This window comes from Ktedonobacteraceae bacterium (assembly GCA_035653615.1).
Lineage (GTDB): Bacteria > Chloroflexota > Ktedonobacteria > Ktedonobacterales > Ktedonobacteraceae > DASRBN01.
Window position 1 is genome coordinate 16,165 of sequence record DASRBN010000008.1, and the last position, 13,112, is coordinate 29,276.

Genomic DNA, 13,112 nt, shown 5'->3' on the forward strand with positions numbered 1-13,112 from the left:
AAGGAGAACTTCAACCTTACGGCCTTTCAAATACAAATTCAAATCCTTGTGAGTACCGGGCATAGAGCTCTTTATCTAAAAAGTACGCATACAGCTGCAGGGGATCCAGCCTGACACGGGTCACTTCAAACCGATCCCCCAGCATGCTTTGCAGCTGTGAGGGGTCCGCAGTACGATGATATCGTACCAGCTCGCGATCAGTTGTGTATTCTTTATCGATGTAAGCGTAGCGGGTTCCCTGCTCGTAACCGAACAAGACCCAGTTTGCTGCTTTGAGTGATGAACCCATAAATGCAAGGTTCGGATTGATATAGGTAAGCAGTAATTGTACGTTCGGGTAAATCAATCTCAGATGCCTATACATATGGCCCATCATATAGGAAACTGTGTTCATTGGCACCCAATCAAAGCAAAAGACACGCGAGACGACCAGCACATTCGACCTGCTAACTCCTTCGGGCAACGGTGTTATATGTTCCAGGTCAAAAGGTGAGATGGTGATCAGCGACGCCAGGCGGTTTTCATCAAGTGTCCTCAGGCCAAAACTTCTACTATCGGGGCGAAACGATGACAGGTAATGAAAAGATTCATGAATAATACGCGCTTCCCTCTCCGGTATTTCCACAAATCTGGTAGCATGAAGATTGTTTAGCGGCGTCTCAGGCTCATCCTGCCAATGTGCATAGGGATTTACGCGGCTCTTGATAAGGTGAAGTAATCTTCTGATCTCGTCGAAGAAAGCATGATCACCGGGAAATGGATTGCCGTACTCCCGCATTAAGCGGGGCAGATAGAGCAATACCTGCAGCTCTAAAGCACGTTCCGTAATAGAGATACTTTCAGCCGCTTCCCGAATCATAGACCTTCTTTCTCGGACATACTTAATCAAATCCGAGCTTACCGAAATGTGTTCTGCTAACGGTACTCTACCCATTATAACACTTCAACTTTATCAACTATGGAGGACGATACACAAGGAAACCAGCCCTGGTAATGCTACATGTATATTACACGTATGACCGCGGTCATTATAACACACTGACAAGCATACTGGAAGCGCGCTAGACGGCAAATCAGGGCTACGTAAAAGTCGCGACAACAAGCTAATTGTGTGAAAGTAGCCTACCAGATTGACTCACCTGGCTGGACTTTTACATAGCTGCGGACAGTTAACCGAGAGCATCCTTATATCGCCGGAGAGCCTCAAGATGCTGCCGGAGCGAGGTGAAACCCGCGCCCATCGTATTGATGCAAATGTGCGTTGCGCCCAGTTCCTGCCAGCGCTTTGTCTCATCCAGCCAGCGCCGGGTATCTCCATCCCCGGCATTTATCCGCGGCTCGATGCCAAACGCTTCAGGGTCGCGCCCGGCCTCGCGCAGATAGTTACGCAGGCGTCCAATGGCCTCTTGCATTTGCGCATCCGGCTGTCCCTGTGGAAACCAGCCGTCCGCGAGTCGGGCGCTCCGGCGCAGCAATACATCCGCGGTTCCACCCATCCAGATCGGAATCGAACGGCGCACGGGCAGCGGATTAAGCCCGGCTTCGCTGATCGTATGGAACCGGCCCTTGTAGGTAACGATCTCCTGGCTCCAGAGCAGGCGCAGCACCTCGACTTGCTCCTCTATCACGCGCCCGCGTTTGTGGAAATCCATGCCCAGTGCTTCATACTCCACCGGATTCCAGCCAACGCCGATGCCCAGGCGCATCTTCCCGCCACTCAACACATCCACTTCTGCCGCCTGCTTGGCAACCAGCGCCGTTTGCCGCTGTGGCAGGATAATCACGCCTGTGACTAACTCGAGCTTTGTCAAAGCTGCCAGGTATCCAAAAAGCACAAACGGCTCGTGAAATAAATCTTTATAGGTATAGCCCCGCCAGCCCGGTCGATTCGTGGGATCAGCGCCCAGCACGTGGTCATAGGCCATGAGGTGGTCGTAACCCAATTCCTCGACGGTCTGTGCATATTCGCGAATGGCCGCCGGGTCCGCGCCGATCTCATTCTGCGGAAAAACAACTCCTACATACATGCCCAATCTCCTTACGCATGACGATATCCCTTGCTACAAAACTGCTAACAGCCTTAATGATAGCATGTACTGGTGACCACATCCAAATATAGGGACAGCGGCCTGTCCCTAATGAATTTTTCCAATCGAAGCGAAAGGTGCAGCCCTCTTTTTCATGGTACTATTGCGCTCTATCATGTAACAGATTTCTCGCAGAAATGAATATACCGTGGCGTTACAAAGTTTTAACGAGTGAGGAAGAATGGAGGGAGAGCTATTTCGCTTATGAAGGAAACATCAGGAGGGGAAGGCAAGATGAATATGCAGCAGTTCACCTGTAAATAAGTTAGCAATTGATGCAGCAACAGAGCAAACAGGCCCATTGTGAGACCATACCGCGGTATTCCATTTCCATTCCTCAATGATATTGGGGTCGGCCTCGTGGATAAGATTGCGCAGTTGGGCAAACATCTGGCCGCGCCAGCCGGCAAGTTCTGCGATTCGTTTGTCGATAAGTTCAGGTGGATTCATGTGCCGTTTCCTGCTCTCTTCTACCAGCCCCGCTTGTTGATAGATAAGTAATGAGACCGGTAGCCATACGTTGGTACATCTAGAAGGTGCGATGAATGGGTTAGCGAAGTAAAAGAAAACCTCGCGCATCTAAAACGCGAGGTCTTTTTGAAGTAACAGAGTAATTATAACATATTTTGGCCCAAAAAGCAATGGCAAAACGAACTTTTTTTGACAGCGATCCCGCCCGGACGAGGAGAGGGAGTAGTATCCCGGGATACTACTCCCTCTCCTCGTCCGGGCGAGGCCGCACTCCAGTGTGCGGCACACCGCGGAGCAAAAGGATCACGCTGGAGGCGCCAGGGCGATCAGATGTATTTACCTGCCGTTCTGGAGAATCTGCTGCACGGCTGTTTTTACGGTATTGGATGGGATCGCGAACCCCAGTCCGTTCGCGGGTGTATTAGACTCGGTATTGACTGCTCCCAGAGTTGGGATACCTACGAGCTGTCCCTGCAAGTTGATCAGAGCGCCGCCGCTATTGCCAGGATTAATCGGCGCGTCCGTCTGGATGGCATTGGAGATGGTAACACCGTTCGACTCGGTGACGCTGCGGTTCAGAGCGCTTACGATGCCCTGGGTAGCTGTCTCGGTGATGCCGAGCGGGTTGCCGACAGCCAGCACCTCTTGACCAACCGCAAGTTGTGACGAATCGCCGATCTGCGCCACCACCATATGGGCGAATGGTGTGATGCGTACAACCGCGAGATCATCCGCCGCATCCGTTCCTACAAGTTGACCCTGTTCCGCCTGGCCGTTACTAAGCACGACCCGAATGCTCTGTTCGCCGCTGACGACATGGTTGTTCGTCACGATATCGCCATTCGAATCGATAATAACCCCGGAACCGATGGCCTGCCCCTGGAAAGTTGTCACCTCGAGCTCAACGACGGACGGTTCTATCTTCGCAATGGCCGCCTCTTGCTGCGCCTGAATTGAATTCGCGCTGGATGAGGAACCATTGGATTGCGCCGGTGTGGTTGACGATGATGTAGCCCCCGGTGCAGTTGTGCCCGTATTGTTGTGGTAGTTAGAGAACTGCCAACCGGCGAACAGGCCTACACCGAAAATGGCAGCGAGTACAAGCGCCAGGAGTACGATTGCTGCCGTTCGACCAGCTCGCCTGGGTGGTTTCTGTGGAGGCGCCGGCGGCGGAGTCTGCATCTGCCCCCATGGATCCCTGGGTGGCTGGTATGATTGTTGCACTGCCCAGCCTGTCGCTGGCGGGTTGCTATCTATGATCTCTGCTGGCGCAGGAGTTAAAGGCTGCGTTGGTACGCGATATCCATAAGGCACATAAAATTCATTTTCTTGTTCAACCATTTTTGTCATCCCCTGCTTTCTGCTCAAGCACACGATTTATTACCATACACGTTTCCGTGATCTTTGTGTATTCATAAGATACTCCAGGATAATCAAAAAAAGCGCATGAAAATGTAAATTAAGTGTAAGAGAATCTGATACAAAAAGAAATGTAACCCATCCACGTACTAGCAGTTGAGGGGAGTAGTTGTTAGCGTCCACCAGGGCTGCTTTGCCAAAGTAGAAATGCAACTCGCATCCTGTAGGGACAGGGGTATGATCCGATTCGCTTGCCAAAGTTAATCAGGATTGCTCCACCTGGTTGTTACAATTCATTCACGGGAGGACTTTATGAAAGGAATTCGTATTTTTCTCAAGCAATTCGCGGGGCGAGGCTTATTTCTCGGTATGCTGGTCATAATCCTGCTGCAATTGACGGGGGCCAATGCCGCCGCAATGGCACAAAGTTGCGGCCAGTGGAGCGTCGTCAAAAGCCCAAGTGTGGGAAACGGGGAGAATAGCTTGTATGGTATCACAGCTATTTCGCCCAACAACGTCTGGGCGGTGGGCACGACTGGCAGTGCTACGCTCACCGAACATTGGAATGGCACCCAATGGAGTGTTGTCAAAAGTCCATCAATTGGTAACTTTTATCCCATACTCTTTAGCGTAACGGCCGTGTCGACGAACGACGTCTGGGCGGTCGGATACTCAGGGGAATATCCCAACTACACGACGATCATCGAGCAGTGGAATGGACACAAATGGAGCCTGGTCAAAAGCCCGAACAGCGCGGCCCAACTGACAGGGGTATCGGCCGTAAGCGCGAATGACATCTGGGCTGTTGGAGACATTGGAACATATGCCCCGATCATTGAGCACTGGAATGGTACCCAATGGAGCATCGTTCCCAACCCGAATTCCAGCACGTTCCTGTCCGCGGTAACAGCCATCTCTACCAACGATGTCTGGGCGGTGGGCTATACGCTCAACCATGATCCTCGCGAGGCGCTAATTGAGCATTGGGATGGCACAAGCTGGAGCCAGGTCGGCAATCCGCCTCCTCCTAACGCCTGCCTGCCAGCATTCGGTGGTGTCACAGCTATCTCTAGCAACGATGTCTGGGCAGTAGGCTCTGAGTGGGGAAATTGCTACGATTCTCCACCGTATACCTTGACCGAACATTGGAATGGTACCCAGTGGAAAGCTGTACATAGTCCAGAGGGAAAAGGCAACCTGACAGGCCAGCTGAATGGGGTGGCCGCCGCTGCTACCAACAACGTCTGGGCGGTAGGTAATTTCTACGATCTGCAACAGGCAGCGACCTATCACTGGAATGGGACGCACTGGAGCAACGTTGCCAATCCCACACTGCCTTATAGCTATCTCTATGGAGTAGCCGCAACTCCGGCGGGTGATTTCTGGGCAGTAGGTACTTATATTCCACCAAACAGCGCCCAACGGACGTTGATCGAGTTCTATTGTTAGCTAGCTCGTCGAAGAAAAGCGCAACTTTAAGAACGTTCTCTCGTATTAGAAATGAGTCGAACCTGTCATCACCTGATGCACCATTCATTTCAAGTTTGCGAGGGAACGTTTATGGATTTCTTGAAAATACTGTCGGATAACTTCTGGACAACGGTCGTCCTGGCGCTTTTCATCATCAGCATTGTCAGCATCGTCCTTGGCATTTTGCTGGAATTTTACAAAGTTCGCATCCGGGCGAGCCAGAAACTTCAGGAACTGCGCAACGAGGAGCTGCGCTTGCAACTGAAGCTACAAGAGCAGAAAAAATACAGGCAACCCGACTTCCAGGCAACAGATTTTTCCTCACCGAAAGATTCCCGCTGGGGAGAACAGGCGCAGGCGGGCTATGAGATGGGATACCAGCAACAGGGATAGCACCGGTCAACCTGGACCTTGACGAGTGGGATCTTCGAGGGCGACCAGCCAGGGTGCGCCCTTACCAGGACGACGGGCCTACTCGTCAATGTCCAGCATGACCCATGTTGTAATTGCTCCAGCGAAACGCTACCTGTTGCCTGGTCACTACATGCCTCGCTTAACAATAGTGCTCGATCAGCGTGTGATAGGTGAAGTTATGCTTGTTAATATCGATTCCTGCCGCCCAGACATCGGTAGCGGAGTCGGCAGATACCGCGCTCAAGCCACTGATCGCTCCACGCCGGAACGGGCTGGGGAAGATATTCCAGGCCGTCCCATTCCATTGTTCGATGAGATTCTGACCGCCAGGGGAATAATCTCCAACTGCCCAGACATCCGCGGTCGAAATAGCCGCAACTCCGAGCAGCGCGTCATCACCCGTTGGACTGGGAGTAGGGACAACCTTCCATTGTTTCCCATTCCAATGCTCAGCGAGGGTCAACAAGATATCGCCCGGAGCAGTCACATAGTCACCCACGGCCCAGATATCGTTGGCAGAGACAGCCGAGACGGCCCGCAGCTCATAAGGACGACTACCCAGATCAGGGCTCTTGACGACACTCCATTGCGTGCCATTCCAATGCTCAATCAAGCTTTGATAGCCGAATTGTGTCATAGAATACTGTCCAACCGCCCAGATATCCGAGGAGGTGAGAGCCGTCACTGAATCCAGGCTATTGCCGTATTTGCCCGGGCTGGGGCTCGGGACGACTTGCCATTGCGACCCATTCCACTGCTCGATCAATGTTTTACCTGTTCGATAGCCTACCGCCCAGATGTTGCTGGGTGAGAGAATGCTCACCCCATTCAGGTTTCCCGGTATGCTGGGAAGCATACTCCAGCTTTTACCATCCCAGTGCTCAATCAACGTTTTTTGGTGTTCCCAGTTCCCTGCCGCGGTGCCTCCCACCGCCCAGATGTCGGTAGGTGAATCGCCTGCCACCCCATCCAGATAGCTCCTGGAAGTGCCGGGGTCAGGGTTGGAAACATTGATCCAGCGGTTTCCATTCCAGTGTTCAGTAAGAGCTCTATTGGAACCCTGCAAATCAATGAAATAACCAACCGCCCAGACATCCTGGGGAGAAATAGCGGCAATGCCATCCAGGCTGAGCATAGTACTCGGATCGGGGCTGCGGGTAATGCTCCATTGGCCACAAGATTGCGCGACTGCCAGAGCATTGGCTCTAGCTGCTGGCAATGGCAAAAGGGCCAGCAGGCTCATTAAAAAGGCTACGAGGAATTGTTTGTTGGGCAAAATCCTGGTTCTGATCATGGCAACCTCCATTGTAAGGTCGATAGGCTGAACATGACAATAAGAAAAGACCCTGGATACGGCAACCAGACAAGTACTTGAGCCTGAATATGCAAACGATCAATGGATCCCAATGCTAAGTATATCTGATCAATGGAGTGCATGCAAAGGATCAGAAAAATTCCGAAATTGTGGAGTCAAAAAGTACAAGCCTTATCCAACTATCAGTGGCTCAAGTACCTTGATTATCTTCTCCACGTTCATATGATCAGAGTTAAAGAGCAGAATAATACTCACTTTCTGCTCTGGGTATTGCCGGATGCGCGCGAGAAAACCCGGCGTTCCTCCACCATGCATGCGAAAGCGAGGGGCAAGAAAGCATCCATACCCGTAATGCAGCGATTGATCGACCTGGCCGTAAGGTGTGAACATCAGCTTTAAGGTTTCTGACGAAACAAGCGGGCAGCTGAATAGCGCATCGCACCATTTTTTTAAATCCAGCACCGTGGAGTAAAGCTCGCCGGGCGCCTCCTCAAACATGCTCAACCTGTCGTTGCTGGCATTGCTCAGTTCACCATTCCACATGGTGTGACCGTATGCACGGCCTGGATTAATCCTGCGCGGAGAATCCTGGCCGGTATTTGTCATGGAGAGAGGCGCGAGAATTAACTGGTGCATCAATGCGGCGAATGATAAGCCTGTCACTTCCTCCATGATATACCCCATTAAAATGTAGCCGGTACTGCTGTAACTCCATCGTTCTCCCACGGGAAACAACAGCGGCAGTTTCACGAGATAGGAGAGGAGATTTTGCTGTTCTTTCTTGAGTCTGTACATTTCAAATCTGAGATGTGGAACGTCATAAATATCCTGCAAGCCGGATGTATGGGATAAAAGGTGATGCAGCGTGATATCCTTATTGAGTACAGCCAGTTCAGGCAAATAGTCCGCCGGCCTTGCACGAAGCTCTATCAATCCTTGTTCGTAGAGCTTCAGCGCCGCCATCGCGATAAACATTTTGGTAACAGAGGCGATATGAAATTTTGTTTCAAGCGTATTTGGAACACCCAACTGCCAGCTCGCGTACCCGTATGCTTTCTCAAATAGCACTTCTCCATTCTGAGAAACGAGAATGGCTCCATTGAGACTCTGATCTTTTTCAGCCTCATCAAAGACGGCCGCTAACTCTTTTTTGTCCATTATCTCTCTCCTTCAGGCAGGCTCGTGGAGATCGGAGCCTTTTTGAGAGTATAGTTCCTTTTATATGACATCTTCTGTCATGAATATTGCAAGCTAAATACACCCGATCAGTATCGCATGTACGAACACAGCTATACAAGATATCATTATTATGATATGCTGCTTCTCAAGTAAAGAGCGAACCGCTTCATCTTTGCATATAAGAGGTATAGATGAGGGAGAAACGCAAACTCCAATGGCCATCTACGCATTAGGGATGGGCTGCGAGAGACCGAAATAATTGACGACTTTGCCATTCATGACCTGCCAGACATCGATGCCCACAACCCTTAGTTGCTGGCCAGGAGGCATGCCCATCACGGGTACCGAGGTTGTGGCACTGGTAGTGTAAATAACCACCACTTTGTCTCCCTCGGCAATCTGATCGTTAATGGCCGTGTTGACGCCATGAAAAGTATTGTTGAAATGGATGATCATCTGTTTGATTCCCTCTGAACCGCGTAGAGGTTGTGGACTGCCGGGAAGGAGGGTGATAAAGTCCGGCGAGATGATCTGGTCCAATAGGGCGAAATTTCCCTGCTGTCTCGCGTTATAGAGGCTAAGTATGAGCGCTTTGTTGTCTTCGATGGACATGGGAAGCCCTTCCTTACTCCTGGAACTCTTCCAGGCTGGTCTTTCTGCTACGACAAAGAATGCACATTAACACTATACCTATCTTGCTGCTGACCTGTCAAGCAAATCAGATTGAATTTCATTGAAGCAATGAGTATAATCTCTTCAGAGAATATGCAACATTTCACAAGTTACCTGTTTGTAAAGATTTACAGGAGTGCTGAAGGCATGTTTGTGGTATTTGAAGAGCAATAACGGAGAGGGAACCATGCAACTCAAAGATTACGTGGATATTTTTACCAGTTCAGGCGGGCTATTCGTCGCTTTATCGGCCTTCATCCTCTCGATAGTACTTGCGGTACAGACAGCGAGAAGTGGAAAAGCTGACGAGCAACGCACGATTCGGTCTCAGCTGACCGATACTTTCAACCAGCTATTTGCGACCGGAGTTCAAATGGCGCAACAGCCGGGATCTGGAAGTAGTGGTAACTTTGCACAAGGCAAATATGCAAGCAGCATGCTCAGTCAACAATACGTTTCTCTGCTGGGTCAGGCAACATTTCTCGTCAGTAAGATTGAAGGGCTGGTAACACCTGTCGAATATAACACCTTAGCGGCTTCTAACGCCAATATCGGGGAATTTGAGATGGCGAATCGCTACGCGAAAAAGGCTACCGAGGTATGCGACAAAAATGATTCGAGTTTCCTGGCACGCCTGACCAGCAGTTGGGGCACTATTTTCTTTATGCAATCAGACTTCGATAGCGGTAATAAAAAGTTTGAGGAGGCGCTGCAAGTGGTAGACAATGCTATGGCTCCGGGCGTGTCAAATCGGGCCAGGTTAGAACAGAATTTCGGCCATTATATAAAGGGTGAGATTTATATTACGTGGGCAGTGTATGAAAAGCAATGGGCGGCCCCAGGAGGCACGCCGGATGAGCACTTCAAAAAGGCCGAAGAGGAGTTCAAAGCCATCAGAATCCCGCGCAATCGCGAAATGGCGCTGAAGGATTTAGAAGAGACAAAGAAGGAGATGGCTACAAGACCTTTGCCGGACATCGGCCAATCGCAGGGGGTGGAGGTGCAGCAGAGTATTTTTAATCAGATGCGCAACCCTATGTGGTCTAAGGAAGCATGATGGGGCCGGAAAGCGCTTTCCGGCCCCATCATCAGCTTTCTCGCCGTATAAGCGCAACCACCGGAATCTGGCGTGTCACCTTCGCTTGATGATCGGCGAAAAAGGGATATGACTCCACGATCCGATTCCACACTCTCTGGCGCTCCTCACCCTCTACGACGCTGGCAGTAGCATCATAAGTCTCGGAGCCAACCTCGACTGTGACTTCAGGGTGAGCTACCAGATTGTAGTACCAGTCAGGATGTTTTGGCGCACCGGCATTGGAGGCGATAACAAGCAGGCGGTCGCCATCAGGAACATACATCATTGGTGTTGTGCGCGGCTGACCACTCCTGGCTCCGGTGGCTGTGAGCAAGAGCAGTGGTCTGTTCTTGAACGGACTATCGGGATTGCCGCGGTTGGCGCGAAAATCTTCAACCAGCTGGCGATTGTAGTCTTTTTGATCAGTCATTTTTTCTCCTGGTCAATGGTCCTGGAGACCCTGCCGCAATCCCTCTTCAATCCACCGAATATGCGCTGCCGCGTGGTGGGCGTTCGCCGCGAACAGCTCACCGGCAGTCCTGTCACCTACAAAGGAGATCGAGGCAGGAGCGGCCAGTTGTTCATCCGTGAACTGCGCAAGGAGATCGAGTGTTTCCTGGCGTGCCGCGGCTACATCCGCGAAAAGTGCCTCCATACTGTCGTCGTGGTGAGCATCGACGTAGTCTTGATTGCGCCGATTTGAGGCGGCCAGCCTTTCTTCTCTGCTCATCGCGCCGCCCATGCCACCTGGTAAGCTGGTCTCACCCTTGAGCGTGAGGCGTAGTAATACTTGAATATTGCGCTCATTCTGTGCCAGGTGGGCGAAGTGATCTTTTGCTCGCCATGGTGCCGCACCAGGAACTCCGCTCTCCGTACATGGGCGTTCGAGGTCTTCCTGGCTCAGCCCCTGGAAATAAGCAGTAACCTGTTCTTGCGAGGCAGCAAGAGTATCCAGAATTTCTGAACGAGTCGTCATCGTTTCCCTCCCTAAAAATTTGTCGTATCATAGCCGCCAAAATTGTACCTGATTTCGAACGGGGTTGCAAATATACTCCATTCGTCCTGTCGGGGATTCCCTCTATCCTGATGATTACCCATAAGTGGGCGAGAGATTCTTCGTTGCACTCAGAATGACATGGTGGAGCATGTCATTCTGAGTGCAACGAAGAATCTCTCGCCCGCAGTTGTGCAGCCGCTCGAGCTTCCATTACCCAACCTACTCTATCTTCTTGCCTCTACCCTAAAACCTGGGTATACTGATCATTGCTGATAACCAAAGAAAAGATAGGATGAAACTGTTGTAACTATGCGCGAGCAACCAGATATTTCAGAGGAAAGCCTGCGAGCCTGTTTATGGGATCGCTATAACCTGCGTGCCGTCGCACTTGAGTATCTTCCTGTGGGACTGGATTACCAGGCGGGAGTCTACCGGGTTGCAAGCGAGCAGGGAATCGCTTACCTGCTCAAAGTCACATCTCGCCATCTTTACGAGCCGGCCTGTCTTGTGCCGCGCTATCTCCGGGACCAGGGGATTTCAGCAGTTGTAGCTCCTCTTCCAACCAGGAGTCATGCTTTGTGGGCAAACATCGAGAAATGGAGGGTAATTGTCTATCCTTTCATCGACGGTGACACAAGTTGGACGGGGATGATAGATGAGCAATGGAAAGAGGCCGGAAGGACGTTCCAACGCATCCACGCGGTCAAGCTAGCGCCTTCTGGCTTTGAATCCGTGCGCAAGGAAACCTTTGATCCATCAGAATACGCCCAATGGGTGCGCACTTTCGAGGTCCAACATCTCGCTGCTTCTGGCGAGGAAAGCGCCTCCAGGCGCGCTCTTCGCTCCTTGTGGATAGGCCATGAGCGCAGCATTGATATGGTTGTCAATGCCCTGGAAAAGCTGGCGGAAGTACTCCGGTCGCGAGCGCTGCCCTATGTCATCTGTCACGCGGACCTGCACCCGGCCAATCTGCTGCGTGATCATGCCGGTCATGTGCATGTAATTGACTGGGACGAGGTGATGCTGGCGCCCAAAGAACGTGATTTCCTCTTCATCAAGGCATCGGCTACCGATAGCGAGGCGCTGCCCGGCAGCATGGCTTTTTTTCAGGGATATGGGAAGACGGAAATCGACTGGGTTGCGCTCACCTACTTCCGCTATGAACGGGTGATTCAAGACCTGATCGCCTGCGCCCAGGAAGTGTTTTCGCGGGACGACCTGGGAGAAGAAACAAAAGCCGATTCCGTCCGTTTATTTGAATCGATACTGCTAGCAGGTGGCGAGATTGAGGCGGCCATGCAAACCTCAACCTACCTGCCCGCAAATCTCAGCATTCCCACTCGAATGGTTTCGGGAATCGGGAGAGAGCTGGCTGAGCGAGAGAAACCTGACTGGTGATTCTCCAGAAGTGGGCAAGTTGACCGAAATCGGGATGGCTGGGCGACTCCGGCGAGAGATTCTTCCCCTTCGTTCCTCAGGGCTTCGGCTTCTTGCCCTCAGAATGACATGAGGGCATGGCAGTTTGGGGTGGTGAAAATTCATCACCGGCACCGGGTCATTGATCAATTGATTCGTCCGGCCTATAACGATGTCTGGCACAAAAGTACTCCGGTAACTTGAAATTTTGTTCTTTATCAGTTATCATTGAAGCTGGAAAGAAATGATGAACAAATAGGAGGTATCTATGTTCACAAAAATCGGCACCGTCACCGTAGGTGTCAGCGACCAGGATAAGGCGCTCGACTTCTACGTCAACACACTCGGCTTTGAAAAGATCGACGACCAGCCCATGAGCGAAACAGAACGCTGGGTCGAAGTAGCTCCTCCAGGAGCGCAAACCCATATCATGCTTGGACTACGCGGCCAGAGCGCCACCGACAGAACCGGGTTCACCGGCTACGTGCTGCATACGGACAATATCGAAGAGACCTTCGCGACACTCAAAGCGCGTGGAGTCAATATTACGCAAGAGCTGGCCACTCAACCCTGGGGCAAATGGGCGCAGTTCGCCGATCCCGACGGCAACGAATTTGGCGTCTGGGCGCCTGCCTGGTAACATCTCTTTCACAT

Annotated in this window: 14 protein-coding genes; 5 read left to right on the top strand and 9 right to left on the bottom strand. The window is 51.5% G+C overall.

Going from position 1 to position 13,112, the window contains the following annotated elements; genetic code table 11:
• Nucleotides 1-16: 16 nt before the first annotated feature.
• The 4 genes from VFA09_05015 to VFA09_05030 all read right to left on the bottom strand — a co-directional run bounded on the left by VFA09_05015 (nt 17) and on the right by VFA09_05030 (nt 3,899).
• Nucleotides 17-859: a hypothetical protein gene (locus tag VFA09_05015; GenBank protein ID HZU66621.1), complete on the bottom strand. Its 843-nt coding sequence runs from the start codon at nt 857-859 to the stop codon at nt 17-19.
• A 310-nt stretch (nt 860-1,169) separates the two neighbouring features.
• Nucleotides 1,170-2,027, bottom strand: a complete 858-nt coding sequence (locus tag VFA09_05020) for an LLM class F420-dependent oxidoreductase (protein ID HZU66622.1) — start codon at nt 2,025-2,027, stop codon at nt 1,170-1,172.
• Nucleotides 2,028-2,303: 276 nt separating this feature from the next.
• On the bottom strand, nt 2,304-2,537 hold the full coding sequence (locus VFA09_05025) for a DUF1801 domain-containing protein (GenBank protein ID HZU66623.1): 234 nt from the start codon (nt 2,535-2,537) through the stop codon (nt 2,304-2,306).
• Nucleotides 2,538-2,894: 357 nt separating this feature from the next.
• Nucleotides 2,895-3,899 (bottom strand): trypsin-like peptidase domain-containing protein, encoded by a 1,005-nt coding sequence (locus tag VFA09_05030; GenBank protein ID HZU66624.1) that lies wholly within the window; start codon nt 3,897-3,899, stop codon nt 2,895-2,897.
• A gap of 330 nt (nt 3,900-4,229) precedes the next feature.
• Here VFA09_05030 and VFA09_05035 point away from each other — a divergent pair, with 330 nt between their 5' ends.
• Nucleotides 4,230-5,366 (top strand): hypothetical protein, encoded by a 1,137-nt coding sequence (locus tag VFA09_05035; protein HZU66625.1) that lies wholly within the window; start codon nt 4,230-4,232, stop codon nt 5,364-5,366.
• Nucleotides 5,367-5,477: 111 nt separating this feature from the next.
• Nucleotides 5,478-5,780 (top strand): hypothetical protein, encoded by a 303-nt coding sequence (locus tag VFA09_05040; protein HZU66626.1) that lies wholly within the window; start codon nt 5,478-5,480, stop codon nt 5,778-5,780.
• 160 nt (nt 5,781-5,940) lie between these two features.
• On the opposite strand, the gene VFA09_05045 is transcribed toward VFA09_05040, so the two are convergent.
• The 3 genes from VFA09_05045 to VFA09_05055 all read right to left on the bottom strand — a co-directional run bounded on the left by VFA09_05045 (nt 5,941) and on the right by VFA09_05055 (nt 8,907).
• Complete coding sequence (locus VFA09_05045; GenBank protein ID HZU66627.1) at nt 5,941-7,095, bottom strand: hypothetical protein; 1,155 nt, start codon at nt 7,093-7,095, stop codon at nt 5,941-5,943.
• A gap of 192 nt (nt 7,096-7,287) precedes the next feature.
• On the bottom strand, nt 7,288-8,274 hold the full coding sequence (locus VFA09_05050) for a serine hydrolase domain-containing protein (protein ID HZU66628.1): 987 nt from the start codon (nt 8,272-8,274) through the stop codon (nt 7,288-7,290).
• Between the two features lie 243 nt (nt 8,275-8,517).
• Nucleotides 8,518-8,907, bottom strand: a complete 390-nt coding sequence (locus VFA09_05055) for a nuclear transport factor 2 family protein (protein ID HZU66629.1) — start codon at nt 8,905-8,907, stop codon at nt 8,518-8,520.
• 247 nt (nt 8,908-9,154) lie between these two features.
• Between VFA09_05055 and VFA09_05060 the strand changes: the two genes are divergently transcribed.
• The gene (locus tag VFA09_05060) at nt 9,155-10,024 is read left to right on the top strand and encodes a hypothetical protein (GenBank protein HZU66630.1); all 870 of its coding nucleotides are present in this window, start codon (nt 9,155-9,157) and stop codon (nt 10,022-10,024) included.
• Nucleotides 10,025-10,055: 31 nt separating this feature from the next.
• On the opposite strand, the gene VFA09_05065 is transcribed toward VFA09_05060, so the two are convergent.
• Both VFA09_05065 and VFA09_05070 read right to left on the bottom strand, forming a co-directional pair.
• Nucleotides 10,056-10,475: a nitroreductase family deazaflavin-dependent oxidoreductase gene (locus VFA09_05065; GenBank protein ID HZU66631.1), complete on the bottom strand. Its 420-nt coding sequence runs from the start codon at nt 10,473-10,475 to the stop codon at nt 10,056-10,058.
• Between the two features lie 12 nt (nt 10,476-10,487).
• Nucleotides 10,488-11,021 (bottom strand): DinB family protein, encoded by a 534-nt coding sequence (locus VFA09_05070; GenBank protein HZU66632.1) that lies wholly within the window; start codon nt 11,019-11,021, stop codon nt 10,488-10,490.
• A 330-nt stretch (nt 11,022-11,351) separates the two neighbouring features.
• On the opposite strand from VFA09_05070, the gene VFA09_05075 reads away from it, so the two are divergent.
• Nucleotides 11,352-12,440 carry an aminoglycoside phosphotransferase family protein gene (locus VFA09_05075; protein HZU66633.1) on the top strand — a complete coding sequence of 363 codons (1,089 nt, stop codon included), beginning with the start codon at nt 11,352-11,354 and terminating at the stop codon, nt 12,438-12,440.
• Between the two features lie 286 nt (nt 12,441-12,726).
• Nucleotides 12,727-13,098, top strand: coding sequence for a VOC family protein (locus VFA09_05080; protein HZU66634.1), 372 nt, complete (start codon nt 12,727-12,729; stop codon nt 13,096-13,098).
• Nucleotides 13,099-13,112 lie beyond the last annotated feature (14 nt).

Bases quoted from the DNA above. Each gene is read 5' to 3' on its own strand.
- VFA09_05015 (HZU66621.1), bottom strand. From the start codon at position 859: ATGATTCGGGAAGCGGCTGAAAGTATCTCTATTACGGAACGTGCTTTA.
- VFA09_05020 (HZU66622.1), bottom strand. From the start codon at position 2,027: ATGTATGTAGGAGTTGTTTTTCCGCAGAATGAGATCGGCGCGGACCCG.
- VFA09_05025 (HZU66623.1), bottom strand. From the start codon at position 2,537: ATGAATCCACCTGAACTTATCGACAAACGAATCGCAGAACTTGCCGGC.
- VFA09_05030 (HZU66624.1), bottom strand. From the start codon at position 3,899: ATGGTTGAACAAGAAAATGAATTTTATGTGCCTTATGGATATCGCGTA.
- VFA09_05035 (HZU66625.1), top strand. From the start codon at position 4,230: ATGAAAGGAATTCGTATTTTTCTCAAGCAATTCGCGGGGCGAGGCTTA.
- VFA09_05040 (HZU66626.1), top strand. From the start codon at position 5,478: ATGGATTTCTTGAAAATACTGTCGGATAACTTCTGGACAACGGTCGTC.
- VFA09_05045 (HZU66627.1), bottom strand. From the start codon at position 7,095: ATGATCAGAACCAGGATTTTGCCCAACAAACAATTCCTCGTAGCCTTT.
- VFA09_05050 (HZU66628.1), bottom strand. From the start codon at position 8,274: ATGGACAAAAAAGAGTTAGCGGCCGTCTTTGATGAGGCTGAAAAAGAT.
- VFA09_05055 (HZU66629.1), bottom strand. From the start codon at position 8,907: ATGTCCATCGAAGACAACAAAGCGCTCATACTTAGCCTCTATAACGCG.
- VFA09_05060 (HZU66630.1), top strand. From the start codon at position 9,155: ATGCAACTCAAAGATTACGTGGATATTTTTACCAGTTCAGGCGGGCTA.
- VFA09_05065 (HZU66631.1), bottom strand. From the start codon at position 10,475: ATGACTGATCAAAAAGACTACAATCGCCAGCTGGTTGAAGATTTTCGC.
- VFA09_05070 (HZU66632.1), bottom strand. From the start codon at position 11,021: ATGACGACTCGTTCAGAAATTCTGGATACTCTTGCTGCCTCGCAAGAA.
- VFA09_05075 (HZU66633.1), top strand. From the start codon at position 11,352: ATGCGCGAGCAACCAGATATTTCAGAGGAAAGCCTGCGAGCCTGTTTA.
- VFA09_05080 (HZU66634.1), top strand. From the start codon at position 12,727: ATGTTCACAAAAATCGGCACCGTCACCGTAGGTGTCAGCGACCAGGAT.